The organism is Streptomyces sp. NPDC030809, from assembly GCF_055572195.1.
The window spans coordinates 59,324-80,982 of sequence record NZ_JBVIDV010000016.1 but is presented as its reverse complement, the minus strand read 5'-3'; the positions used below and the strand labels follow the sequence as shown (position 1 = coordinate 80,982).

The 21,659-nt window shown below is 73.1% G+C and carries 21 protein-coding genes; 6 read left to right on the top strand and 15 right to left on the bottom strand.

The annotated features are described in order from the left end of the window. Positions 1-39: 39 nt before the first annotated feature. The gene (locus tag ACZ407_RS21635) at positions 40-2,976 is read right to left on the bottom strand and encodes a UPF0182 family membrane protein (protein ID WP_468130774.1); all 2,937 of its coding nucleotides are present in this window, start codon (positions 2,974-2,976) and stop codon (positions 40-42) included. Between the two features lie 128 nt (positions 2,977-3,104). Here ACZ407_RS21635 and ACZ407_RS21630 point away from each other — a divergent pair, with 128 nt between their 5' ends. Then, positions 3,105-3,683: a PPA1309 family protein gene (locus tag ACZ407_RS21630; RefSeq protein ID WP_468130568.1), complete on the top strand. Its 579-nt coding sequence runs from the start codon at positions 3,105-3,107 to the stop codon at positions 3,681-3,683. Positions 3,684-3,730: 47 nt separating this feature from the next. Here ACZ407_RS21630 and ACZ407_RS21625 read toward each other — a convergent pair whose 3' ends face one another. The 4 genes from ACZ407_RS21625 to ACZ407_RS21610 all read right to left on the bottom strand — a co-directional run bounded on the left by ACZ407_RS21625 (position 3,731) and on the right by ACZ407_RS21610 (position 6,894). After that, positions 3,731-4,816, bottom strand: coding sequence for a YlbL family protein (locus ACZ407_RS21625; protein WP_468130566.1), 1,086 nt, complete (start codon positions 4,814-4,816; stop codon positions 3,731-3,733). A gap of 21 nt (positions 4,817-4,837) precedes the next feature. Further along, complete coding sequence (locus tag ACZ407_RS21620) at positions 4,838-5,008, bottom strand: hypothetical protein (protein ID WP_468130564.1); 171 nt, start codon at positions 5,006-5,008, stop codon at positions 4,838-4,840. A gap of 148 nt (positions 5,009-5,156) precedes the next feature. Continuing rightward, positions 5,157-5,621, bottom strand: a complete 465-nt coding sequence (locus ACZ407_RS21615) for a molybdenum cofactor biosynthesis protein MoaE (protein ID WP_468130562.1) — start codon at positions 5,619-5,621, stop codon at positions 5,157-5,159. Positions 5,622-5,748: 127 nt separating this feature from the next. Continuing rightward, the gene (locus ACZ407_RS21610; protein ID WP_468130560.1) at positions 5,749-6,894 is read right to left on the bottom strand and encodes an SDR family oxidoreductase; all 1,146 of its coding nucleotides are present in this window, start codon (positions 6,892-6,894) and stop codon (positions 5,749-5,751) included. A gap of 192 nt (positions 6,895-7,086) precedes the next feature. Here ACZ407_RS21610 and ACZ407_RS21605 point away from each other — a divergent pair, with 192 nt between their 5' ends. Then, positions 7,087-8,463 carry a zinc-dependent metalloprotease gene (locus tag ACZ407_RS21605; protein ID WP_468130558.1) on the top strand — a complete coding sequence of 459 codons (1,377 nt, stop codon included), beginning with the start codon at positions 7,087-7,089 and terminating at the stop codon, positions 8,461-8,463. Continuing rightward, complete coding sequence (locus ACZ407_RS21600; protein ID WP_468130556.1) at positions 8,463-9,008, top strand: NUDIX hydrolase; 546 nt, start codon at positions 8,463-8,465, stop codon at positions 9,006-9,008. Before ACZ407_RS21605 ends, ACZ407_RS21600 begins: the two co-directional genes overlap by 1 nt. 79 nt (positions 9,009-9,087) lie before the next feature. On the opposite strand, the gene ACZ407_RS21595 is transcribed toward ACZ407_RS21600, so the two are convergent. From ACZ407_RS21595 to ACZ407_RS21580, 4 genes are all read right to left on the bottom strand, one after another. Then, on the bottom strand, positions 9,088-9,819 hold the full coding sequence (locus tag ACZ407_RS21595) for an AIM24 family protein (RefSeq protein WP_468130554.1): 732 nt from the start codon (positions 9,817-9,819) through the stop codon (positions 9,088-9,090). 18 nt (positions 9,820-9,837) lie between these two features. Beyond that, positions 9,838-10,518 (bottom strand): AIM24 family protein, encoded by a 681-nt coding sequence (locus ACZ407_RS21590; protein ID WP_468130552.1) that lies wholly within the window; start codon positions 10,516-10,518, stop codon positions 9,838-9,840. Between the two features lie 8 nt (positions 10,519-10,526). Beyond that, positions 10,527-12,164 (bottom strand): TerD family protein, encoded by a 1,638-nt coding sequence (locus ACZ407_RS21585; protein ID WP_468130550.1) that lies wholly within the window; start codon positions 12,162-12,164, stop codon positions 10,527-10,529. A gap of 143 nt (positions 12,165-12,307) precedes the next feature. Beyond that, positions 12,308-12,847 carry a M48 metallopeptidase family protein gene (locus ACZ407_RS21580; RefSeq protein ID WP_468130548.1) on the bottom strand — a complete coding sequence of 180 codons (540 nt, stop codon included), beginning with the start codon at positions 12,845-12,847 and terminating at the stop codon, positions 12,308-12,310. Positions 12,848-13,058: 211 nt separating this feature from the next. On the opposite strand from ACZ407_RS21580, the gene ACZ407_RS21575 reads away from it, so the two are divergent. Together ACZ407_RS21575 and ACZ407_RS21570 are read left to right on the top strand one after the other, a co-directional pair. Then, a complete protein-coding gene (locus ACZ407_RS21575; protein WP_468130546.1) occupies positions 13,059-14,261 on the top strand; it encodes a TOMM precursor leader peptide-binding protein in 1,203 nt (400 codons plus the stop codon). Next, a complete protein-coding gene (locus tag ACZ407_RS21570; RefSeq protein ID WP_468130544.1) occupies positions 14,254-15,582 on the top strand; it encodes an ABC1 kinase family protein in 1,329 nt (442 codons plus the stop codon). The genes ACZ407_RS21575 and ACZ407_RS21570 overlap by 8 nt, the downstream gene beginning before the upstream one ends. A gap of 62 nt (positions 15,583-15,644) precedes the next feature. Here ACZ407_RS21570 and ACZ407_RS21565 read toward each other — a convergent pair whose 3' ends face one another. From ACZ407_RS21565 to ACZ407_RS21545, 5 genes are all read right to left on the bottom strand, one after another. Next, positions 15,645-15,851, bottom strand: coding sequence for a hypothetical protein (locus ACZ407_RS21565; protein WP_468130542.1), 207 nt, complete (start codon positions 15,849-15,851; stop codon positions 15,645-15,647). A gap of 119 nt (positions 15,852-15,970) precedes the next feature. Beyond that, a complete protein-coding gene (locus ACZ407_RS21560; protein ID WP_468130540.1) occupies positions 15,971-16,297 on the bottom strand; it encodes a hypothetical protein in 327 nt (108 codons plus the stop codon). Further along, entirely contained in the window at positions 16,294-16,662 is a 369-nt protein-coding gene (locus ACZ407_RS21555) for a WhiB family transcriptional regulator (protein WP_328968622.1), read from the bottom strand. Before ACZ407_RS21555 ends, ACZ407_RS21560 begins: the two co-directional genes overlap by 4 nt. 181 nt (positions 16,663-16,843) lie before the next feature. Beyond that, a complete protein-coding gene (locus tag ACZ407_RS21550; protein ID WP_468130538.1) occupies positions 16,844-17,194 on the bottom strand; it encodes a hypothetical protein in 351 nt (116 codons plus the stop codon). Positions 17,195-17,360: 166 nt separating this feature from the next. Further along, positions 17,361-19,535, bottom strand: a complete 2,175-nt coding sequence (locus ACZ407_RS21545; RefSeq protein ID WP_468130536.1) for an ATP-dependent DNA helicase UvrD2 — start codon at positions 19,533-19,535, stop codon at positions 17,361-17,363. A gap of 366 nt (positions 19,536-19,901) precedes the next feature. Here ACZ407_RS21545 and ACZ407_RS21540 point away from each other — a divergent pair, with 366 nt between their 5' ends. Further along, positions 19,902-20,156: a mycoredoxin gene (locus ACZ407_RS21540; RefSeq protein WP_226738881.1), complete on the top strand. Its 255-nt coding sequence runs from the start codon at positions 19,902-19,904 to the stop codon at positions 20,154-20,156. 106 nt (positions 20,157-20,262) lie between these two features. Here ACZ407_RS21540 and nudC read toward each other — a convergent pair whose 3' ends face one another. Continuing rightward, positions 20,263-21,168 (bottom strand): NAD(+) diphosphatase, encoded by a 906-nt coding sequence (nudC, locus tag ACZ407_RS21535; RefSeq protein ID WP_468130772.1) that lies wholly within the window; start codon positions 21,166-21,168, stop codon positions 20,263-20,265. Positions 21,169-21,659: the final 491 nt, after the last annotated feature.

Sequence of the window (21,659 nt, the reverse complement as noted above, 5' to 3'; positions counted from 1 at the left end):
GTGAAACCACCGTATCACGACGCGGGGGAGAGCTTTGACCTATTGACCGCCGGCGGGCGGTGCGGGCGTCTTCGACGGGTCCGCGGCCCCCGGTTCCGGGGCCTTCGGGGTGGCGCCCGGCTTGGGCTGCGCGGTCTTGGCCTCGGCCTCCTGGGCCCGCTTGAGCGCGGCCTCCAGATCGTCCTGCGCCTTGCCGTACGCGGCCCAGTCCCCGGCCTTCATGGCCTTGTCGGCCGCTTCCAGCGCCTTGGCGGCGTCGGCGAGCGCCTGCTTGACCGTCGGGTTGCCCGGGGTGGTCGTGGTGGGCGGCTTGGTGCCGTCGCCCGGCGGGACGGTCGGCGCCTCGGCCCCGAAGACCACGTTGAGCGCCTTCTCCAGGGTGTCCTCGAAGGCCGTCTGGCCCCCGTAGGTCACGAGCACCTTCCGCAGCAGCGGGTACTTCAGGCCGCCGCCGCGCACGTACACCGGCTCCACGTAGAGCATCCCGCCGTCGAGCGGCACCGTGAGCAGGTTGCCGTACTCGACCTCGGAGTCGCCGCCGCGCAGCAGCCTGATCGACTCGGCGATCTTCTGCTCGGAGTTGAACTGGCTCTGCACCTGCTTGGGCCCGTCGACCGTCCGGCTGGTCGGCAGCTTCAGGATTCTGATCTTGCCGTAGTCGGAGGTGGCGGGGTCCGCGTTGACCGCCATGAAGGCGCTCAGGTTGTCGCGGCCGTTGGGCGTGAAGGTGGTCGTCAGCGAGAAGACCTGGCCGGCCTCCGGCTGCCCCGGCATCTTCATCGACAGGTAGTACGGCGGGACCGCGTTCTCGGCCTTGGTGGTCGGGTCGTCCGGCACCGCCCAGACCTCCGAGCCGCTGAGGAAGGTCTGCGGGTCGGTCACGTGGTAGCGGGTCAGCAGCTCGCGCTGGACCTTGAACAGGTCCTGCGGGTAGCGCATGTGCTCCATGAGCGACTTCGGGATCTCGCTCTTGGCCTTGACCGTGTCGGGGAACGCCTTCATCCAGGTCTTCAGGACCGGGTCCTGGGTGTCCCACTGGTACAGCCGCACCGTGCCGTCGTAGGCGTCGACCGTCGCCTTGACGGAGTTGCGGATGTAGTTGACCTGGTTCTCCTGGGCGACGACCGCGCGCTGCTGGTTGGTCAGCGAGTCGGCGGTGGTGTCGCCGAGCGTGGTGCGCGAGGCGTACGGGTACCCGTTGGTGGTCGTGTACGCGTCGACGATCCACTGGATCCGGCCGTCGATCACGGCCGGGTAGGCCGCGCCGTCGATGGTGAGCCAGGGGGCGACGGACTCCACCCGCTCCTTGGGGGTGCGGTTGTAGAGGATCCGCGAACCCTCGCCGATGGCCCCGGAGTAGAGGATCTGCGGCTCGCTGAAGGCGAGGGCGTACGCGGCCCGGTTGACCGGGTTGTCGAGGCTGACCCCGCTCTTGCCCCGGTAGCTCGTCTCCTTCTCGCCGCTGTCGTCCGAGTAGTCGAGCTCCTTCTGCGGGCCGCCGACGATCGAGTACTGCTTCGTCATCTCGCCGTAGTAGACGCGCTGCTCGAAGTCGGTGCCGAACTCGCCCTTGGAGGGCAGGTCGGACTGGGTGAAGACCGGGCGGCCCTCGCGGTCGGCCTCGGTGCCCTTGGCGGCGACCACGCCGTACCCGTGGGTGTACTTGAAGTGGTCGTTGATCCAGTTGTTCTTCGGGATGCCCGCGAGGTTCAGCTCGCGCAGCCCGATCACCGTGTCCTGGCCCTTGTACCGGTCCACGGCCAGCGTGGACGGGAAGCCGTAGTAGCCCTTGATCTGCTGGAGCTGCTGGAAGGTCGGGGAGACGATGTTCGGGTCGAGGAGCCGGATGCTCGCCGTGGTGTCGGCGGCCTTGCGCAGCGCGGCCTGGTCCTTGTTCGCGCTGACCCCGGGGTACTCCTTGACCTCGGAGTCGTCGATCCCGTACGCGTCGCGCGTGGCCCGGATGTTCTTCTCGACGTACGGCGACTCCTTGGCCTGCTCGTTCGGCTGGACCTGGAACTTCTGCACGATCGCCGGGTACAGCCCGCCGATGAGGATGGCGGAGAGCACCATCAGGCCGAAGCCGATCACCGGAAGCTGCCAGGTGCGGCGCCACAGCGTCGCGAAGAACAGCACGGCGCAGATCGCGGCGATGCAGAAGAGGATGGTCTTGGCCGGCAGGTAGGCGTTGGCGTCGACGTACCGCAGGCCCGTCCAGTTGTCCGCGGCCTTGAAGTCGCTGGACTTCACGGCCAGCCCGTAGCGGTCCAGCCAGTACGCGACCGCCTTGAGCGCGACGAAGAGGCCGAGGAGCACCGACAGGTGCCCGGTGGCCGCCGCGGTGGCGCGGGCGCCGGGGCTGGTGATGCGCAGCCCGCCGTACAGGTAGTGCACGACGGCGGCGGCGATCAGGCAGAGCACGACGGCGGCGAAGCCGAAGCCCAGCAGGAAGCGGTACCAGGGCAGGTCGAAGGCGTAGAACGCGACGTCCAGCCCGAACTGCGGGTCCTTCTTGCCGAACTTCACCCCGTTCACGTACATCAGCCAGGTGCGCCACTGGCCGGCGGCGGAGGCGCCGGCGATCAGCCCGACCAGGGCGGCGATCCCGACGAGCAGCCACTTCTTGAACGGGGCGATGCTCATCCGGTAGCGGTCGAGGCTCTGCTGCTCCAGCGACATCGCGCTGAGCGGCGGCCGCAGCCGGTGCGCCAGCCAGATGTTCAGGCCCACGGCCCCGGCCATGAGCAGGCCGAACACCGAGAACAGTCCGACCTTGGTCCACAGCGTGGTGGTGAAGACGGACGAGTAGTGGACGGAGCGGTACCACAGCCAGTCCGTCCAGAAGCCGGCGAACATGATGAACGCCATGGCCAGCACGGCCAGGACACCCAAGGTCATCAGCAGGGTCCGGGCACGCCGGGACGGGCGGCCGACTCTGATCCGTGGCCCGGAAGGGCCTCCGCCGCGGTCCGGCATCTGGAAAGCCAAGGTGCGCACCTCGAAGTCACTGTGTCTTTGTCCGACGGGCCCCCGATCGTAGAGCCCACTCCTGCAACTTACTGAGGCTTTGGTCAGTTCCCGTTATCACCCCGGAAGGAGGCAGGATGTTGCCCATGTCCAACCTTTCTCCCTCCGGCACTCCGATGGCGGCGAGCCCGCTGACCCGTGCCGTACTCGAAATCGACGAATACGCGGCCGGGCTCGGCTGGGACCAGCCCGCCCGCTTCTTCGCGCTCGTCGACACCGCGCAGCTGCGCGCCCAGGAGCCGCAGCTCGCGGCGCAGCTCGGCCTCGACGAGCCGCAGGGCGACGCCGCAGGCACCACCTCGTACACGCCGATCCTCCAGGACGAGGTGCCGGCCGGCACCGAGCTCGACCGGTTCCTCGGCACGGTCGCCTGGCCGGACGCCGTCGTCGGCTGCGCGCTGACGGTGGAGCGGCTGATGCTGCCCCCGTCCGCGGAGGCGAACGTTCCGCAGGACATGGGCGAGAAGGAGCTCGCCGCGTGGGTGGCCTCCCACCCGGAGCGCCAGGAGGTGCGGCTGACGGTGGGCGTGCTGCGCGACGGCGCCCGCGAGTCGGCCGTCCGGCTGCGCGACAAGGACGCGGCGAGCGAGGTGCTCACCGGGTCCGACCTGGTGCCGGGGCTGGCCGAGGCGCTGGCCGCGACCTTCGAGGCCTGAGCGGCCCGGGCCCGGGTCCGCGGGGACCCGGGCGGGAGGGGGCGCGGTCAGCGGCTGCACTGCGGCAGCCCGGCCGTGTCCCCCTTCGCGATCTTCTCCAGGGACGTGCGGGCGTCCGCGATGGTGTCGACCTTCACCAGGGTCAGGCCGTCCGGGGTGTCGGCGGCGGCCGCCGCGCAGTTCTCGGCGGGGGTGAGGAACCAGCGGGCGCCCGCGTTGCGCGCGCCGATGGTCTTGAGCTGGATGCCGCCGATCGGGCCGACCTTGCCCGCGTCGTCGATGGTGCCGGTGCCGGCGACGAACTTCCCGCCGGTGAGGTCCTCGGGGGTCAGCTTGTCGACGATGCCGAGGGCGAACATCAGGCCGGCGCTGGGCCCGCCGACGTCGGCGAGCTTGATGTCCACGGTGAACGGGAAGGTGTGGTCGGTGCCGGCCCGGATGCCGACGATGGCGTGGCCGTCGTCCTCGGCCGCCTTGGTGGGCACGGTGATCTTCTCGGTGCCCGTGGGCTCGCGGCGGGCCGCCTCGGCGGCCGCGGCCTCCTTGGCCGGGACGACGGTGAACTCGACCTTCTCGCCGGCCTTGTGCCGGGTGACCAGCCGGGCCACGTCCGCCGGGTCCTTCACGGGGGTGCCGTCCACGGCCTTGAGCACGTCCCCGGCGTGCAGCCGGCCCTCGGCGGGGCTGCCCTTGACCACGGTGCCGACGACGACCCGGGCGGTGACGGGGATGCCCAGCTCCTTGAGGGCGGCGACCTTGGCGCTCTCCTGGGACTGGCTGAACTCCTCGGCGTTCTCCTGGGTCGACTGCTCCTCGGTCTTGCCGTCCGGGTAGAGGTTCTCGTGCGGCACGACCACGTTGTCGTGGGACAGCCAGCCGTAGACCGCCTCCAGCAGGTTCATGTCGTAGTCCGCGCCGGTCACCCGGACGGTCGTCATGTTGAGGTGCCCGCTGGTCGGGTACGTCTTGCGGCCGGAGATCTGCAGGACCGCCTCGCCGTCGGACTCGCCGAGGGTGTTCACCGTGGGCCCCGGACTCATCTCGGAGTAGGGAACCTTGATCATGACCCCACAGATGAGGAACGCGAAGAGCATGAACACGGAGGCGAGCATCGTCGCGGTGCGGCGTGGCATGGAACGACAGTACGGGACGCGTCAGAGGGCGTCGGAACCGGTGTGTTCCCGGTCCATCGCCTCGCGGAAGCGCGCGTAGCCGGCGAGTTCCGATATGTCACCGGAGGTGCGGTCCCGGGCGGCCCAGCTCGCCCATATCGCCACTCCGACGGCGGCGAACAGCGGAATCAGCAACCACGCCAGTGACGCCATTCCCGTGCCTCCCTGCCCCTGGGGATCGGCTCCGGCCGACCGCAAAGAACGGATGTTGCAGCTAACGCTGGTCCCCGGAGCAGGGTTACGCAAATCGGGCTGCGGCCCGGAGGGGGCCCGGGTGGCGGGCCGGGTGCGGGGCCGCTCCTCAGCAGGCGCCGACCCACTCCTCGGTGCCGTCGGAGAAGCGCTGGTGCTTCCAGATCGGGACCTCGTGCTTCAGGTCGTCGATGAGCATCCGGGCGGCCTCGAAGGCCTCCCCGCGGTGCGGGCAGGAGACGGCGACGATCACCGCGATGTCGCCGACCGCCAGATCGCCCACCCGGTGGACGGCGGCCAGGGCGCGGACCGGGTACTTGTCCACGACGCGCTGGGCGATCCGGCGCATCTCCGCCTCGGCGGAGGGGTGGCAGGAGTAGCCGAGCGAGTCCACGTCGGTGCCGCCGTCGTGGTTGCGTACCGTGCCCACGAACAGCGTGGTGCCGCCCGCCGCGTCGTCGCCGACGGCCCGGTGGACCTCGTCGAGGGAGAGCGGGGCCTCGCGGATCGCCAGCAGCCGGATCGGCTCCGCTGCTGCCTGCTCGCCGGGGTGGTCGAAGGTCGGTGCGTCCATGCCGTCCATCGTGCACCACCGCCCTGACAGCGTGGAATAGCCGATTCGCCCGGGGGTGGCGGGCCGGATCTTGGAGTCTTCTACAGGACCCGCAGGCCCGCGGCCGGGTCCGGCCGCAGCGGCCCGCTCAGAGGCCGCGGCGGCGGCGCGCCCGGCGCACCACGGCGGCGGCGCCCAGCAGGGCCACGGTCGCGCCCGCGGCCCCGGCGGCGGTGGCGTCCTTGCGGCCCAGCCGGCGGCCCGCGACGGTGTGCCGGCCGGCGACCTCCTGGAGCAGCTCGGCGAGCACCTCCTCGTTGGTCCACCGGGGCCGCCAGCCCGCCGCGTGCAGCCGGCTGACGCTCACCACCCACGGGTGCATCGTGTACGCGAGGTCCCCCGCGGGCGAGGGGGTGAGGCCGATCCGGTGCAGCCGGGCGGCGGCGCCCAGGGCCACCGCGGAGGGCAGCTCCATCCGGCGGATGCCGCTGAGCTCCTCCACCTCCTCCTGCTCCAGCCAGCCCTCGCAGCCCACCGCGAGCTCCCCCTCGACCTTCTCCAGCGCGGCGTACTCCAGCGCGCTGACCAGGTCCTCCACGTGGCAGAACTGCCAGGTGGGGCGGGAGCCGGCCACGACCAGCAGCCGCGGGGACTCGAAGTAGCGGGTCAGGGCGGTGTCGGTGCCGCCGACCAGCACGGCGGGCCGGACCACCGTCACGTTGAGGCCGGGGTGCGCGCGGGGGGCCCGGCGGCCCAGCCGCTCGATCTCCAGCAGGTCCCCGACGCCGGTGGCCTCGGCGGTGGCCCGCAGCTCGGCGTCCTCGGAGAGCGGGATGTCATTGTCGGGCAGGGCCCCGTAGACCATGGCGGAGGTGCACAGCACCACCCGGTGCACCCCGGCGGCGGCCGCGGCGGTCAGCACGGTCTGGGTGCCGCGCACGTTGTACGCCGTACGGGCCGCGGGGTCGCTCTCCAGGTCGAGGTCGAGCGCCAGGTGCACGACCACGTCGGCGCCGCGCAGCTTGTCGGCGATCGCCGGGTCGCGCACGTCGAGGATGTGCCACTGGGCGGCCGCGCACTCGCCGCGCCGCTCGTCGATCGCGACGACCTGCTTGACCTCGTCGGACTCGGCCAGGCGCTGCACCAGGGCGGCGCCGACGCCCGAGGCGGCACCGGTCACGGCGATCACGGGGCCGCGCACACCGCCGTTTCGCCGCGGGCGAACGTCCTCGCCGTGCCCGGGGCGAATTTCGGGGTCGTGCACTGCTCGAACCTGAGGATCAGGGGAACTCACCGGGCGTCTCCAGCGGTTGTCTTCAGTAGGTGCGCGTCCTGACGCGTACGTACCAGGTGATGTCCATCCTGCCGCAGCCCGGCGACGGGCGGAGCACCGAGCCCGGATCCGGGTGCGGTGTCTACGCTGGTTGTGTTGTCGGACCATCGCCGCCGGCGCCCTGCCGCGCGGCCCTACGAGCCGAGGAAACCCGTGAGTGACACCCCATTCGGATTCGGCCTTCCGCCGGAGGAGCCGGAGAGCGGCGACGAGGGCAAGAAGGGCGGCCAGGGCGGCCCCGCGAATCCGTTCGGGTTCGGTGCGGCCGGCCTGCCGGGCGGCGCGGACAATCCGTTCGCCGCGATGTTCGGCTCGATGAACCCGAACGACCTCGGCGCCGCGTTCCAGCAGCTCGGCCAGATGCTGAGCTACGAGGGCGGTCCCGTGAACTGGGACATGGCCAAGGACATCGCCCGGCAGACCGTCGCCCAGGGCACCGCGGACGGCGTGAAGGACACCAGCGTGGGCGTGGCCGAGCGCGCGGCGGTCGAGGAGGCCGTCCGCCTGGCCGACCTGTGGCTGGACGGCGCGACCTCGCTGCCCTCGGGGGCGGGCATGGCGGTGGCGTGGAGCCGCGCCGAGTGGGTCGAGGCGACCCTGCCGGTGTGGAAGGAGCTCGTCGACCCGGTGGCCGAGCGGGTGGGCGCGGCCATGGGCAGCGTGCTGCCCGAGGAGATGCAGGCCATGGCGGGCCCGCTGCTCGGCATGATGCGCTCCATGGGCGGGGCCATGTTCGGCCAGCAGATCGGGCAGGCCGTCGGCACCCTCGCGGGCGAGGTCGTCGGCTCCACCGACGTCGGCCTGCCGCTGGGCCCGGCCGGCAAGGCGGCCCTGCTGCCGCTGAACATCGAGAGCTTCGGCAAGGACCTGGGGGTGCCCTCGGACGAGGTCCGCCTCTACCTGGCCCTGCGCGAGGCCGCCCACCAGCGGCTCTTCGCCCACGTGCCGTGGCTGCGCTCGCACCTGTTCGGTGCCGTCGAGGGCTACGCCCGCGGGATCAAGGTCGACACCTCGAAGCTGGAGGACGTGGTCGGCCGCCTCGACCCGTCGAACCCGGAGGAGCTGCAGGAGGCCCTGCAGGGCGGCATGTTCCAGCCGCAGGACACCGAGGAGCAGAAGGCGGCCCTGGCCCGGCTGGAGACCGCCCTCGCGCTGGTCGAGGGCTGGGTGGACGCCGTGGTCCACGAGGCCGCGAAGCCGCGCCTGACCTCGGCGGACGCCCTGCGGGAGACCCTGCGGCGGCGGCGCGCCACGGGCGGCCCGGCCGAGCAGACCTTCGCCACGCTCATCGGCCTGGAGCTGCGGCCGCGCCGGCTGCGCGACGCCTCCCGGCTGTGGGCCTCCCTCACCGACGCCCGCGGGATGGACGGCCGCGACGCCCTGTGGGAGCACCCGGACATGCTGCCGACGGCGACCGACCTGGACGACCCGGACGGCTTCGTGCACCGCGAGCAGCTCGACTTCTCCGAGCTGGACAAGATGCTCGGCGAGGCCGCAGAGAAGCGCGACGAGAACGGCGAAGACAAGTAATGACCCTGCACGAGGACGCCGTCCGCGTACTGAAGGCCTACGACCCGCAGGCGGACCCGGACGGGGAGCAGGCGGCGCTGCGCGAGGTGTACCTGGAGCACCTGGCGGCGCACCCGGACGGGGTGTGGAAGCCGTGCACCGCCGGGCACGTCACGGGCAGTGCGCTCGTGATCGACCCGGCGCGCGGCCGGGTGCTGCTGACCCTGCACCGCAAGCTCGGGATGTGGCTCCAGATGGGCGGCCACTGCGAGCCGGGCGACACGATGCTGACGGAGGTGGCGCTGCGGGAGGCCCGGGAGGAGTCGGGCATCGCGAGCGGGCTGACCCTGCTGCCGGGCGGCCCGGTGCGGCTGGACCGGCACGCGATCCCGGCGCCGTGCAACTGGCACCTGGACGTGCAGTACGCGGCGCTGGCCCCGGCGGAGGCGGTCGCGGAGATCAGCGAGGAGTCGCTGGACCTGCGCTGGTTCGCGTACGACGAGGTGGCGGGGGTGGCCGACACCTCGGTGGTGCGGCTGCTGGAGGACACGCTCGCCCGGCTCTGACGCGGGGCGGGGACGGCGGCGCGCCGTGCTGCGGGTGCAGCGCGGCGCGCCGTTCGTACGTGGTGCGCCGGGTGCGCGGTCAGGCGCGGCTGCCGCCGAGGGAGTTGCCGCGCATGTTGAAGCCGAGCACCCCGCCGCGCAGGTGGGTGGGCGGCAGCAGCTCGCTGGGCTGGACGAGCACGTGCCCGGTGCCCTGGAACTGCATCTCCCAGCCCTCGCCGGTGGCCCCGCGGCGCCGCCAGACGCCGGAGGAGGAGGTCGGGGCCTGCATCTGGGTGCGCAGGGAGGTGGACCAGGCGATCACCGCGTCGGCGTCGGCGCAGATGTTGCGGCCGGGGCCGACCTCCAGGACGAGCGGCTCGCCGGAGGTGAGCAGCGCGACCTGGCCGGCGCCGGTGAGTTCCAGGTTGTACGCGCCCGCCGAGGCGACCTCGACGGCGCTGTCGATGGCGACGATGCCGACACCGAGGGTGCTGTCGAAGGCGAGGACGTACTTGCTGTCGACGGTGATGCCGCGGCCGGCCTCCATGACGTGGACGTGCTGGGCGAAGTTGGCCAGGTAGACCTGCCCGTTGCCCTTGCACTTCATGAGTTCGAGGCCTTCGCCCGCCATCCGCTGGACGTTGCGCCAGCTGTTGTTGCGGTACTGGCTCTGGAAGTCGACCTGGCCCTCGAAGGCGACCATGGCGCCCTGGCGGGCGAGGACGTGGCCGGCGCCCTGGGTCAGGTCGGCCTTGAGCAGCTGCGGGTTCTGCAGGGTGTAGCGGCCGGTGGACGGCACCGGGACGTGCGCGAAGAGTGTGCTGTGCATGGTGGCTCGGTGCTCCTCTCAGCCCCGGATCTTGAAACGGTCGCCGGTGTCCTCGCTCGGCTGCACGACGACGAAGCCCTGGCCCTTGAAGCCGATCTGGAGGGCCTCGCCGCTGCCGCGGCCGATCAGGGCGCCGGCCTTCATGGTGCGGCGGGGCTTGAGCTCCAGGCCGGTGGTCCAGCCGATGAGCGCGTCGGGGTCCACGTACGTCTCGCGCTCGGCGCAGTCGAGGACGGTGGGGATGCCGCGGCTGACGAGGGCGACCCAGCCGGTGCCGCGGACGACGAGGTTGGTGAGTCCGGAGCCGGACAGCTTGGCCAGGCCCTTGACGGGCTCGATGGCCAGCTGGAGGGTCGCGTCGCAGGCGAGGAGGGTGGCCCCGTTGACGGAGAGGGCCTCGTCGGCGAGGTGGAGGACGACCACGTCGGCCCCGTAGTCGGCGAGGTAGAGGTCTCCGTCGCCGCGGCACAACATGAGCTTGCCGCCCTCTCCGGTGACCATCTCCTCGGCGGAGCGCCGCAGCCCGGCGGGGGCCGCGTCGAACTGGACGTACCCGTCGTAGGCGATCATCGACCCGGCCTTGGCGATGAGGTCGTGGCCGGTGACCATCGTGACCTTGAGGGTCTTGGCGTTGTGCACGGCCATCCGGGCGCCGGGCGCGGTGGCGGCGGTGTGTGCGCTGAGTGTCTGCGAGTCCATGGCCTGCCTCACGCCTCGAAGGGCTGTACGACGACGAAGTTGCCGGGGGCGCCCCGGAACTGGAGGTTCACGGCCTCCCCGGAGCGGCTCGCGTAGCCGGAGCGGCGCAGCCGCAGGGCGGTGGTCGTGACCGCCTGCGCGCCGGCGGACCAGGCGATCACCGCGTTGCCGTCGACGTAGGTGGCGGGGCCCACGGGCAGGACCACGGGGATGCCGCGGGTCTTGACGACCACGGCGCCGGTGCCGGAGAAGAGCATGGAGAACAGGCCGCCGCCGGGCAGGCCGGCGCCCTCGATCCGGCGGACCTCGGTGCCGAGGGACTCGTCGAAGGCGAGCACGCCCTGGGCGCTGGTGTAGAGCTGGTCGTGGCCTTCGAGGCGGATCACGAAGAGCCGGCTGGCCTCGTCGGCGAGGAAGACCTCGCCGTCGCCGGAGCAGCGCATCAGGGACATGCCCTGGCCGGTGAGCTGCCCGGTGAGCTTGCCGAGGAGTCCGGAGCCCTTGTGGGCGAAGTCGATGTCGCCCTGGTAGGCGACCATGCTGCCCTGGCGGGCGAGGATGGCCTGGTTCTTCGACAGGGTGACGCGGACCTGCTGCGGGTTCTGCTCGGTCCACCGGTCTCCGACGGGGACCTCGGCGTACTTGCTGAGCACCACGCGCAGGCCGGCTTCCGGCGGGACCGGGGCGAGGGCCTGGACGGCCCCGAAGGGCGGGGCGCCGGCGGCCGGGGGCGCGCCGGGCGCCGGGACCGCGCCGAACGGCGGCGGCTGGGCGACCCCGGGGGCCTGCGGCGCGGGGGTGAACGGCGGCGGCACGGCGGCGGGCGGGGCCTGGGGCGGGACGGGGGCGGCGGGGGCCGGGGCGGGCGCGGCCGCGGGCGGGGCACCGAAGGCGGCGGTCTGCGGGGCCGGGGTGCCGAACGCCGGGGCCGGTGCCGGTGCGGGAGCCTGCGGTGCGGGGGCCGGAGCCGGGACGGCGGGCTGCGGTGCGGGGGTGCCGAAGGCCGGAGCGGGCGCCGGTACGGGCGCGGGCGCGGCGGGGGCCGACGGCGGGGCGAAGGCGGGCGGGGCGAAGGCGGGGGCCGCCTCCGGCTGCGGCGCGGGCGCGGCGGGCTGCTCCTCGGCGACCTCGCCGCCGAAGTTCCTCAGCAGCGCTTCGAGTCCGCCGTCGAAGCCCTGGCCGACGGCGGCGAACCGCCACACGTCCTTGAGGTAGAAGTCGCCGAGCATCACGGCCCGCTCGGTGCTGAACTCCGCGCCGGTGAACGCGTACCTGAGGACCTCTTCGCCGCCGGCGACGATGCGGATGTAGCCGGGGCCGATCTGCGACATCTGTCCGGCGCCGTCGATGGTCGCGGTGAAGGACAGCCTGTGGACGGCGGCCGGGATGCGGTCGAGGGTCACGCGGAAGGACTCGGTGTCGCCCGCCTGCGGACCCAGCTGCTGGATGGATTCCTCGGGCGACTTCGGCTGGTTGTAGAAGATGAAGTACCGGTCGTCCGAAAGCTGTTCGTCCGCGTCGAGACCGAAACAGCTGATGTCGAAGGACATACCGGGCCCGGTGATCTGGACGCCCACGTACAGATCCGTCCCTGCCGTCAGGTCACTGATCTTGGCCTTGTGGCCGCGTTGGAATTCCCTGGCCATACGTAACGACCGTCCCCCATCCCGAACGTGAATGCGTCCCGCCAGGCTAACGGCAATCCCCGGAATCCAGCCAAGCCGGTACCGACCCGGGACAATTCACGTACGGCCGCCCCGTCTCCGGGCCGGTTCCGCCCCGCGTTCCGTCATTCGTCGCGGGCGGGCGGGACCCGGGGCAGCCGGTCGGCGGCGATCACGCCCTCCAGGTAGCCGCGGGCCCGCTCGGTACGGGGGTACGGCTCGAGCAGCCGCCAGAAGTCCGCCCCGTGGCCGGGCACCAGAAGGTGCGCCAGCTCGTGCAGCAGCACGTAGTCGACCACGTACTCGGGCATGCCCTGGAGGCGGTGGGAGAGGCGGATGCTGCCCTCGGCGGGGGTGCACGAACCCCAGCGGGTGTTCTGGTTGGTCACCCAGCGCACCGAGGAGGGGCGTGCGCGGCCCCCGAGGTACTGCCCGGACAGGTGCGCGGCCCGCTCGGTCAGGGCCCCGTCGCCGAGGACCCGCCGGCTCTCCTGCGCCGCGAGCTTGTCCAGCATGACGCCCACCCAGCGCTGCTCCTCCGCCTCGGACATCCGGGCCGGGATCAGGACGACCGTGCGGTCGCCCTCGCGGTAGGCGGACACGGTTCTGCGGCGGCGCGCGCTCCGGCGGACTTCGACGGTACGGGGCAGTGGATCGGCGGACACGCCACGACGGTACCGGCTGCGCGCTGCGGAAGTCCCGTCCGGCACCGATCAGCTCATCACACGGATACCCCCTGCCTGTGGACAACTTTCCGCACCGAATTCCCGGAACGGGCATCGTCCCGGTGTGCGCACGGAATCCCGGCGCACACCGAAGGCACCGCCGGGACCGGCGGAAGGCCGCGGACGGCTGCGGCCGGAAACGGGGGCATTGATGTATCCGAAGCTGAAGCAGGCGCTTGCGCGCGCCTGGCGCGATCTCGGCACCGTCCAGTTCGGGGTGACTCCCGCGCGGGCCGTGGTCTTCGGCCCGCTCGACCAGACCACGGCGAGTTTCCTCGGCATGATCGACGGGACCCGCAGCATGGAGCTGCTGCGCACGGAGGCCCGGGCGCTGGGGCTGCCCGACGGCCACGCGGACGGACTGGTGCGCCGGCTGGTCGGGGCGGGGCTGATCGACGACAGCACCGTGGGCGGCCCGGCCGCCCAGGCCATACGGGAGCGGACCGCGGTGGTCGAGCGGCTCGCCCCCGACCTCGGCTCGCTGTCCCTGCTGCGCCGGGAGCCGGGCGGGGCGATGCGCGGACTGGCGGCCCGGCGGGCCCTGCGGGTGCAGGTGCGCGGCGGCGGCCGGGTCGGCGGGCTCATCGCCTCGGTGCTGGCCGGGGCCGGGGTGGGCCGGGTGGAGGTGCTGGACGGCGGGCTGGTCGAACCGTCCGACGTGGCACCGGGCGGCTTGCCGGCCGAGGCGGTGGGCCGGCGGCGCGCGGTGGCGGTCCGCGAGCTCGTGGCCACGGCCGCGCCCGGCCCGCCGCCGCGGGCCGCCGGACCGGGCGCGGGGTCCGGCGCCGGGCCGCCGGAGCCGGGGCTCTCCCTGGTGGTGGTCGCACCGCGGGACGGACTGGCCGCGTACGCACCCGATCCGGACGGGGCGGAGGGCTGGATCGCCACCGGGACCCCGCACCTGTACGCCGGGGTGCTGGAGGCCACCGGCCTGGTGGGGCCACTGGTCCTGCCGGGGGCCACGGGGTGCGCCGGCTGCATGGAGCGGGAGCGGGTGGACGGGGACGCGGCCTGGCCGCGGATGCTCACCCAGTGGCGGGCCGTCCACCGCCGGGGCGCACCGGCCTGCGACCTGGCCCTGGCCGCCGCGGTGGCAGGCACCGCCGCGGCGCATGCACTCGCCTTCCTCGACGGGGAGTTGCCGGACTCGGCGGGGGCCCGCTGGGAGGCTTCGCTGCCGCAGCTGGAGTGGCGCAGACAGCCGGTGCCGGCGCATCCGCACTGCCCGTGCGGTGCGGCGGCCGCGGACGAGGGGGTGCGCACCGCGGGGCCCGTGGGGCCGCAGGACACAATGGCCGGGCAACCGCCTTGCGGTGCAGGGCTGTCTGGGAACTGGAGGGGCACGCATGTCTGATCTTCCCCGGAAAGCGGTCACCCGTACCGCCAAGCTGGCCGCGCTGCCGCTCGGGATGGCGGGGCGGGCGACGTGGGGGCTGGGCAAGCGGATCGGCGGGAAGTCTGCCGAGATCGTGGCGCGCGAGCTCCAACAGCGCACGGCGGAGCAGCTGTTCCGGGTGCTCGGGGAGCTGAAGGGCGGGGCCATGAAACTCGGCCAGGCCCTCTCGGTCTTCGAGTCCGCCCTCCCGGAGGACGTGGCCGGCCCCTACCGGGCGGCGCTGACCCGGCTCCAGGAGGCGGCTCCGCCGCTGCCGGCCGCGACCGTGCACGCGGTGCTCGCCGAGCGGATCGGGCCCGACTGGCGTGAGCTGTTCCGGGAGTTCGAGGACAGGCCCGCGGCGGCGGCCTCGATCGGGCAGGTGCACCGGGCGGTGTGGCACGACGGCCGGGAGGTCGCCGTGAAGGTGCAGTACCCGGGGGCCGGGGAGGCACTGCTGTCCGATCTGCGGCAGCTCGGCCGCTTCGCGGGGCTGCTGGGGCCGCTCATACCGGGCATGGAGATCAAGCCGCTGATCACCGAGCTGCGGGACCGGGTGGCCGAGGAGCTGGACTACGCGCTGGAGGCGGAGTCCCAGCGGGCGCACGCCGAGGTGTTCGCGGACGATCCGGACGTGGTGGTCCCGGCGGTGGTGCACCAGGGCGAGCAGGTGCTGGTGACGGAGTGGATGGACGGGATACCGCTGTCGGAGGTCATAGCCGACGGGACCCCGGAGCAGCGGGACGGGGCGGGACAGCTGCTCGCCCGGTTCCTCTTCTCCGGCCCGGCGCGCACCGGCCTGCTGCACGCCGATCCGCATCCGGGCAACTTCCGCCTGCTGACCGGGGCGGACGGGCGGCCGCGGCTGGGCGTGCTGGACTTCGGGACGGTGGACCGGCTGCCGGGCGGCCTGCCGCCGACCATCGGCCTCTCCCTGCGCCGGACGCTGGAGGGCGACGCCGAGTCGGTCTACCGGCACCTGTGCGAGGAGGGCTTCGTGAAGGAGTCGGTCGCACTCGATCCGGACGCGGTGCTGGACTACCTCAAGCCCATCATCGAACCGGCCCTGGTCGAGGAGTTCACCTTCACCCGGGACTGGCTGCGCGGCCAGGCGACCCGGCTCGCCGATCCCCGCTCCCCCGCGCACCAGTTGGGCAAGCAGCTCAACCTGCCGCCGTCGTACCTGCTCATCCACCGGGTCACGCTCAGCACCATCGGCGTGCTGTGCCAGCTCGGCGCGACGGTACGGCTGCGCACCGAACTGGAAGCCTGGCTCCCGGGCTTCCGGCCGGAGGACTGACCGGGAGCGGGGGCGGGGCGGGGTGGGGGCGGGGGGTGGCCCCCCTCGTCCCTCGCCCCTCGTCACCACCAGGCGGAGTCGAGGCGGCCCTCGATGGCCCGGATGTTGGCCCGGGCGCAGTCGTGGCAGAAGTACTGTCTGGTGCCGTTCTCCACGGAACAGGTCCAGGTGGGCGGGGCTCCTTCGGGGGAGGTCGCGCCGCAGCGTGCGCACACGACCGTCCCGGCCTCGGGCCCCGGCGGCGCGGGGTGGGGAGTCGGCTGGTCCACCTCCAGACGATATCGCCGTCGGGTTGACGGCGGGCTGCAACGCACCGGGGGGACCGGTCCGTTCGGACCGGCCCCCCCTCGTGGTGCGGAGCGTGTGGCTTCCGGGCGTCCCTGGGACGTCAGTGCATGACGGCCATGGCCAGGGCACGGCGGGCGCGCATGGAGACGCGCTCGGCCTTCCGCTGCATGCGGCGGGCGGCGATCAGGCGCAGGGCCTGACGGTCGGCCTCGACCTCACGCATGCGGTCGTGCATATGGGCTCGGGCCAGGGCTTCTGGGATGAGTTGCATTTCGCGGGTCCTGTTCTTTCGCGCGGTGATCGCGCCGGCGGTGGTGAAGTGTGCGTGGGCGGAGCCGGACGGCTGCTCGCTGCTGGTGGGGGTCATCGGGGCCTGCTTCAGGGGGTCGTGCGTGAGGGGGCGGTCGATCGTTCCTGCGGTGTTCATGCCGCGACCGGGTTCTTGCGCGGGCGGCCGCGGGGCCGCTTGCGGGCGACGACCACGCCCTGGACGAAGAGCTCGCCACCCCAGACGCCCCAGGGCTCGCGGCGCTCCTGCGCCCCGGCGAGGCAGGCCTCGACGAGCGGGCAGGTGCGGCAGAGCGACTTGGCGTACTCGACGTCGGCGGGGGACTCGGCGAAGAAGACCTCCGGGTCGTACGAGCGGCAGGGGACCGGGACGCCGAGGTTCTCGATGGCGTCGTCGAGCGCGGTGAGCGAGGTGAGCGGAGTCAAGGTGGAGTCCTCCGGGACTGCGGGCGGGGAGATCGTTTGGGTCTGCGGTACGGACGGGGCGTGCGCTTCGAGTTGCACGGTGTTTTCTTCCTCGTCTGTGTCGTTAGTCGTTCCGGCTTTGTGGCCGGGGGCGGCTGGTACCTGGTCTTGCCAGTCCCGAGGCCCCTTCGCTCCGTCGTCCCCGTTCGGGGACAAACAGAAGGGCCGCGGATCCCGGGTGGGGTTCCGCGGCCCTGAAGGCGCCGGCCTGATCAGGCGATCAGGCTGGATCACTCCAGGGTTCGAGCCCACGGAAGGCCCACATCGTGTGGTGCTGCGTCGTCTGCTGCTGAGGGAATCCGGCACCGGCTGCCGCAAAGGCATAGGCATCTGCTGCCCCCGCCATTACTGCCACCGGTGCCTGGGTCGGTCGCTCATTGCCCTCGATGCGCTCCCGGATCGGCAGGGAGGCAACGATGGCGGCGCTGCCGACAAGACCGGTGGACAGACCGGTGGCCAGACCGGTGGCCTTGACGGAGGGCAGCATGGAGACGACAGAGGTGGAGCCGAGCAGGCAGGAAGCGGCAACCGAGCGATCGGTCATTTTGGTGGTGGTCATGAAGCTGGTCACTGGTCTCGCCTCCTCTCGGCGTCTCGGGGACGGTGGCCCGGGGGCCTGTCCCAACGTATTCGGATGGGTACAGCACGGAGACAGGGCTTCAGAGAAGCTCCTGTTTCCTTGTTAAGAACCTATGGGGCTGTGCGGGGCATGTGCAAACTATTTTTCCGACGAGTTTCTACGCGTCTCCCCCGTCACCCTCCCCAAGCTCCTGACCTGCACAGATGGCAAGGACCTCGGCTCCGAACCGCTCAAGCTTGCGGGCACCCACTCCCGAGATCATCGCGAGCTCGCCCGCGGCGGCGGGGGCGGCCTCGGCGATGGCCATCAGGGTCTTGTCGGTGAAGACGCAGTACGCCGGCTGCCCCAGCTGCCTCGCCTGCTCCGCGCGCCACTCGCGCAGGCGCTCGTAGAGGCCTTCGTCCATGTCGGACGGGCAGTCCTCGCAGCGCATGAGCTTCATCTCGCCGGCGTCGGTGAGCGTCTTGCGGCAGACCCGGCACTGGACCGGTCCGCGGCGGCCGCGGCTGCGGGCTCCCGGGGCGCCTCCCGCGGCCGCGCCGCCGGTACGGGGCCCCGCGGCCGCCGAGCCGGGCCGCAGGCCGTTCAGGAAGCGGCTGGGGCGGCGGGAGCTGCGGCCGCCGGGGGCGCGGGACAGCGCCCAGGACAGGGTGAGGTGGAAGCGGGCGCGGGTGATGCCCACGTAGAGCAGGCGGCGCTCCTCCTCCATCTGGTCGTCGGTCTTGGCGTAGGTGATGGGGAGCATGCCGTCGGTGAGGCCGACGAGGAAGACGGCGTCCCATTCGAGGCCCTTCGCCGCGTGCAGGGAGGCGAGGGTGACCCCCTGGACGGTGGGGGCGTGCTGGGCGGCGGCCCGCTCGTCGAGTTCGACGACGAGGTCGCCGAGGGTGGCGCCGTGCTTGGCGCGGGAGAAGTCCTCGGCGAGGCGGACCAGGGCGGCCAGCGATTCCCACTGGTCGCGGACGGCCCCGGAGCCTGCGGGCGGCTCGGGCGACCAGCCGTGCACGCTGAGGACGGCGCGGACCTGCGAGGCGAGGTCGACGACGGCGTCGAGCAGCGGGTCGTTGGCCCCCGAGTGGGCGGCTCCGCGCAGGGAGACGAGGGCCTTGCGGACCTCCTGGCGTTCGAAGAAGCGCTCGGCGCCGCGGAGCTGGTAGGGCACTCCGGCGTCGGCGAGGGCCTGCTCGTAGACCTCGGACTGGGCGTTGATGCGGAAGAGGACGGCGATCTCGCCGGCGGGGACCCCGGCGGCGATCAGGTCGCGGATGCGGCGGGCGACGCCCTCGGCCTCGGCGGGCTCGTCGGGGTATTCGGTGTAGGCGGGCTCGGGGCCGGGCTCGCGCTGGGAGACGAGTTCGAGGCGGTGTTCGGCGGCGCGGCCGCGGGCCTGGGCGAGGACCCCGTTGGCGAGGTGGACGACCTGGGGGGTGGAGCGGTAGTCGCGGACCAGCTTGACGACCTTGGCCTGCGGGTAGCGGTTGCGGAAGTTCAGCAGGTGGTCGGGGGTGGCACCGGTGAAGGAGTAGATGGTCTGGCCGACGTCGCCGACCACGCAGAGGCTGTCGCGGTCGCCGAGCCACAGGTCGAGCAGCCGCTGCTGGAGGGGGCTGACGTCCTGGTACTCGTCGACGACGAAGTGCTGGTACTGGGCGCGGATCTGTTCGGCGATGTCCTGGCGGTCGTGGAGGATGCCGACGGTGAGGAGCAGGACGTCCTCGAAGTCGATGAGCATGCGGTCGCGCTTGAGCTGCTCGTAGAGCCCGTAGATCTGGGAGATCTCCGCGGCGTCGCGGGGCGGCTCGCGGTGGGCCTTGACGGCGGCGGCCGCGTAGTCGGCGGGGACGGTCTGGGTGACCTTGGACCATTCGATCTCGCCGGTGACGTCGCGCAGCTCGTTGCGGTCGAGGCGGATGCGGCAGCGGGCGGCGGCCTCGGCGACGAGCTGGATCTTGCGTTCGACGAGGCGGGGCATGTCGCCGCCGACGGCGCGGGGCCAGAAGTACTGGAGCTGGCGCAGGGCCGCGGAGTGGAACGTACGGGCTTGGACCCCGGCGGCGCCGAGGGCGCGGAGCCGGCCGCGCATCTCGCCGGCGGCGCGGTTGGTGAAGGTGACGGCGAGCACGCCGGCGGGCGGCAGGATGCCGGCCCGGACCCCGTAGGCGATGCGGTGGGTGATGGCGCGGGTCTTGCCGGTGCCCGCTCCCGCGAGGACGCACACCGGGCCGCGCAGGGTCGTGGCGACCTCGCGCTGTTCCGGGTCCAGGCCCAGGAGCACCTCGTCCGCGGACTCCGCGACGGGCGGGAAGGCTGGGGAGTGGGTTGCTGCTGTCACCCCGCCATGCTGCCAGGTCTGCGGGGTCGGGCGGGAAAGTTGTCCACAGGGTGCGGCCGCCGGTCGTACGAATCACCTGCGGGGGCTTGGGCCGGGGGGTGCGGGGGTGTAGCGGGGATCACGCTCCGGCGCGGGTGCCGCCGGGTGCGGGCGGCCGGGTGCGGGCAGCCGGGTGCGGGTGCGGGCGGCCGGGCGCGGGTGCCGGGTGCGGAGGGGCGGGGGTGGGCGGCCGGGTGCGGAGGGGCGGGGGTGGGCGGCCGGTGGGAGGTTGTACGCATCACGTCCGGGGCGGCTTGGGGAATGGGGCGGTGGTTCCGTACGTTCGAGTCCCTGGAATGTCCCCGTCCCCAGAGGAGCGCACCCGCCATGCAGGGTTCCGTGACGATGTACAGCACGACCTGGTGCGGCTACTGCCGCCGGCTGAAGACCCAGCTGGACCGGGAAGGCATCGCGTACACCGAGATCAACATCGAGCAGGACCCCGCGTCGGCCGCGTTCGTGGAGAAGGCGAACAACGGCAACCAGACCGTTCCGACCGTGCTGGTGAAGGCCGTGTCGGGCAGCGAGTCCGTCATGACGAACCCGAGCCTGGCGCAGGTCAAGCAGGCCCTCGCGGTCTGATCCGGCGCTTTCCGGGCCGAGGCCCCCGGCCGCTTCGTGCGGCGCCGGGGGCCTCTGTGCGTCTGCGGGCCGGAGCCCCGGCCCGGCCTGGGCCGGGGCGGGCTGGTCAGGCGCGGCCGGTGGGGAGGGGTTCGCCGTACCAGAGCTCGACGAGGCGGGCGGCGATGGAGATCCCGGAGGGCGGCAGGACCTCGCCGGTCTCGATGGCGGTGCGCAGGTCCTCGCGGGAGAACCAGCGGGCCTCCTGGATCTCCTCGCCGTCCACGTCGATGTCGGAGGAGGTGGCGCGGGCCATGAAGCCGAGCATCAGGCTGGACGGGAAGGGCCAGGGCTGGCTGGCGACGTACTCGACCTCGCCGACGGTGACACCGGCCTCCTCCCAGACCTCGCGGACGACGGACTGCTCGATGGACTCTCCGGGCTCGACGAAGCCGGCGAGGGTCGAGAAGCGGCCTTCGGGCCAGTGCACCTGGCGGCCGAGGAGGGCGCGGTCCTGCTCGTCCGTGACCAGCATGATCACGGCCGGGTCGGTGCGCGGGTAGTGCTCGGCCCCGCAGGCCGGGCAGCGGCGGACGTGGCCGGCCGCGGCCACGGCGGTGCGCTCGCCGCAGCGGGAGCAGAAGCGGTGGAGGCGCTGCCAGTTCTCCAGGGCGACGGCGTGGACCATGAGGCCGGTGTCGCGGGGGGAGAGCAGGAGGCCGGCCTCGCGCAGGCCGGCCGGGCGGGCGGACTGGTCGATGCGGCCGGGCAGGGAGTCCTTCTGGAGGGCGAAGTAGCTGATGCCGTCCTCGTCGGTGCCGAGGAAGTAGCGGTGGGTCTCGGTGGGCGGGGCCTCGAAGGCCGGGGTCATGACGATCCCGGTGGTGCCGTCGGGCAGGTCGTCGATGAGGACCTGCCCGCCGGAGACGACGAAGACGCGGGTGGTGGGGTGGCTCCAGGCGGCGGCCAGCCAGGCCTCGTCGAGGCGGTGGTGGGCGGCGCGGTCGATGCCGCTCGGGGCGGTGAGCGACAGGGGGCGGGCGGCGGCGTCCGCGGGGCGCGTGCCGGTGCGGGCGGCGGTGTCCTTGCCGCTGTCGCCGCCCGCTCCGGCGCCGGTGCCCGTGCCGCTGTCGCCGCCCGCTCCGGCGCCCGTGCCCGTGCCGGGCGCGCCGCTGCCGGGCCCGCCGGTGACCGTGGCGTCGCCGGTGACCGTGGCCGGGCCCGCCGCGGGCGTGCTGCCGGTGCCGGGCGTGCTGCCGGTGCCGCCGGGCGCCGCGGGGCCGCCGCCGTTCCCGGTCCGGCCGAGGTGCTCGGTCGAGGTGCTCACAGGTGCTTCCAACTCCCCCGGTGGGTGGTGAATGGGTGCGCGGTGCCCCGGGGCCGTGCCCCGGGCGGGGCCCGGGGGGGGGGGGGGGGGGGGGGGGGGGGGGGGAAGGGGGGGGGGGGGGGAGGGGGGGGGGGGGGGGGGGGAGGGGAGGGGGGGGGGGGGGGGAGGGGGGGGGGGGGGGGGGGGGGTTGGTGGGG

Bases quoted from the DNA above. Each gene is read 5' to 3' on its own strand.
- ACZ407_RS21625 (WP_468130566.1), bottom strand. From the start codon at position 4,816: ATGCCACGCCGCACCGCGACGATGCTCGCCTCCGTGTTCATGCTCTTC.
- ACZ407_RS21635 (WP_468130774.1), bottom strand. From the start codon at position 2,976: ATGCCGGACCGCGGCGGAGGCCCTTCCGGGCCACGGATCAGAGTCGGC.
- ACZ407_RS21570 (WP_468130544.1), top strand. From the start codon at position 14,254: ATGTCTGATCTTCCCCGGAAAGCGGTCACCCGTACCGCCAAGCTGGCC.
- ACZ407_RS21540 (WP_226738881.1), top strand. From the start codon at position 19,902: ATGCAGGGTTCCGTGACGATGTACAGCACGACCTGGTGCGGCTACTGC.
- ACZ407_RS21620 (WP_468130564.1), bottom strand. From the start codon at position 5,008: ATGGCGTCACTGGCGTGGTTGCTGATTCCGCTGTTCGCCGCCGTCGGA.
- ACZ407_RS21585 (WP_468130550.1), bottom strand. From the start codon at position 12,164: ATGGCCAGGGAATTCCAACGCGGCCACAAGGCCAAGATCAGTGACCTG.
- ACZ407_RS21630 (WP_468130568.1), top strand. From the start codon at position 3,105: ATGTTGCCCATGTCCAACCTTTCTCCCTCCGGCACTCCGATGGCGGCG.
- ACZ407_RS21615 (WP_468130562.1), bottom strand. From the start codon at position 5,621: ATGGACGCACCGACCTTCGACCACCCCGGCGAGCAGGCAGCAGCGGAG.
- ACZ407_RS21560 (WP_468130540.1), bottom strand. From the start codon at position 16,297: ATGAACACCGCAGGAACGATCGACCGCCCCCTCACGCACGACCCCCTG.
- ACZ407_RS21595 (WP_468130554.1), bottom strand. From the start codon at position 9,819: ATGCACAGCACACTCTTCGCGCACGTCCCGGTGCCGTCCACCGGCCGC.
- ACZ407_RS21575 (WP_468130546.1), top strand. From the start codon at position 13,059: ATGTATCCGAAGCTGAAGCAGGCGCTTGCGCGCGCCTGGCGCGATCTC.
- ACZ407_RS21600 (WP_468130556.1), top strand. From the start codon at position 8,463: ATGACCCTGCACGAGGACGCCGTCCGCGTACTGAAGGCCTACGACCCG.
- ACZ407_RS21590 (WP_468130552.1), bottom strand. From the start codon at position 10,518: ATGGACTCGCAGACACTCAGCGCACACACCGCCGCCACCGCGCCCGGC.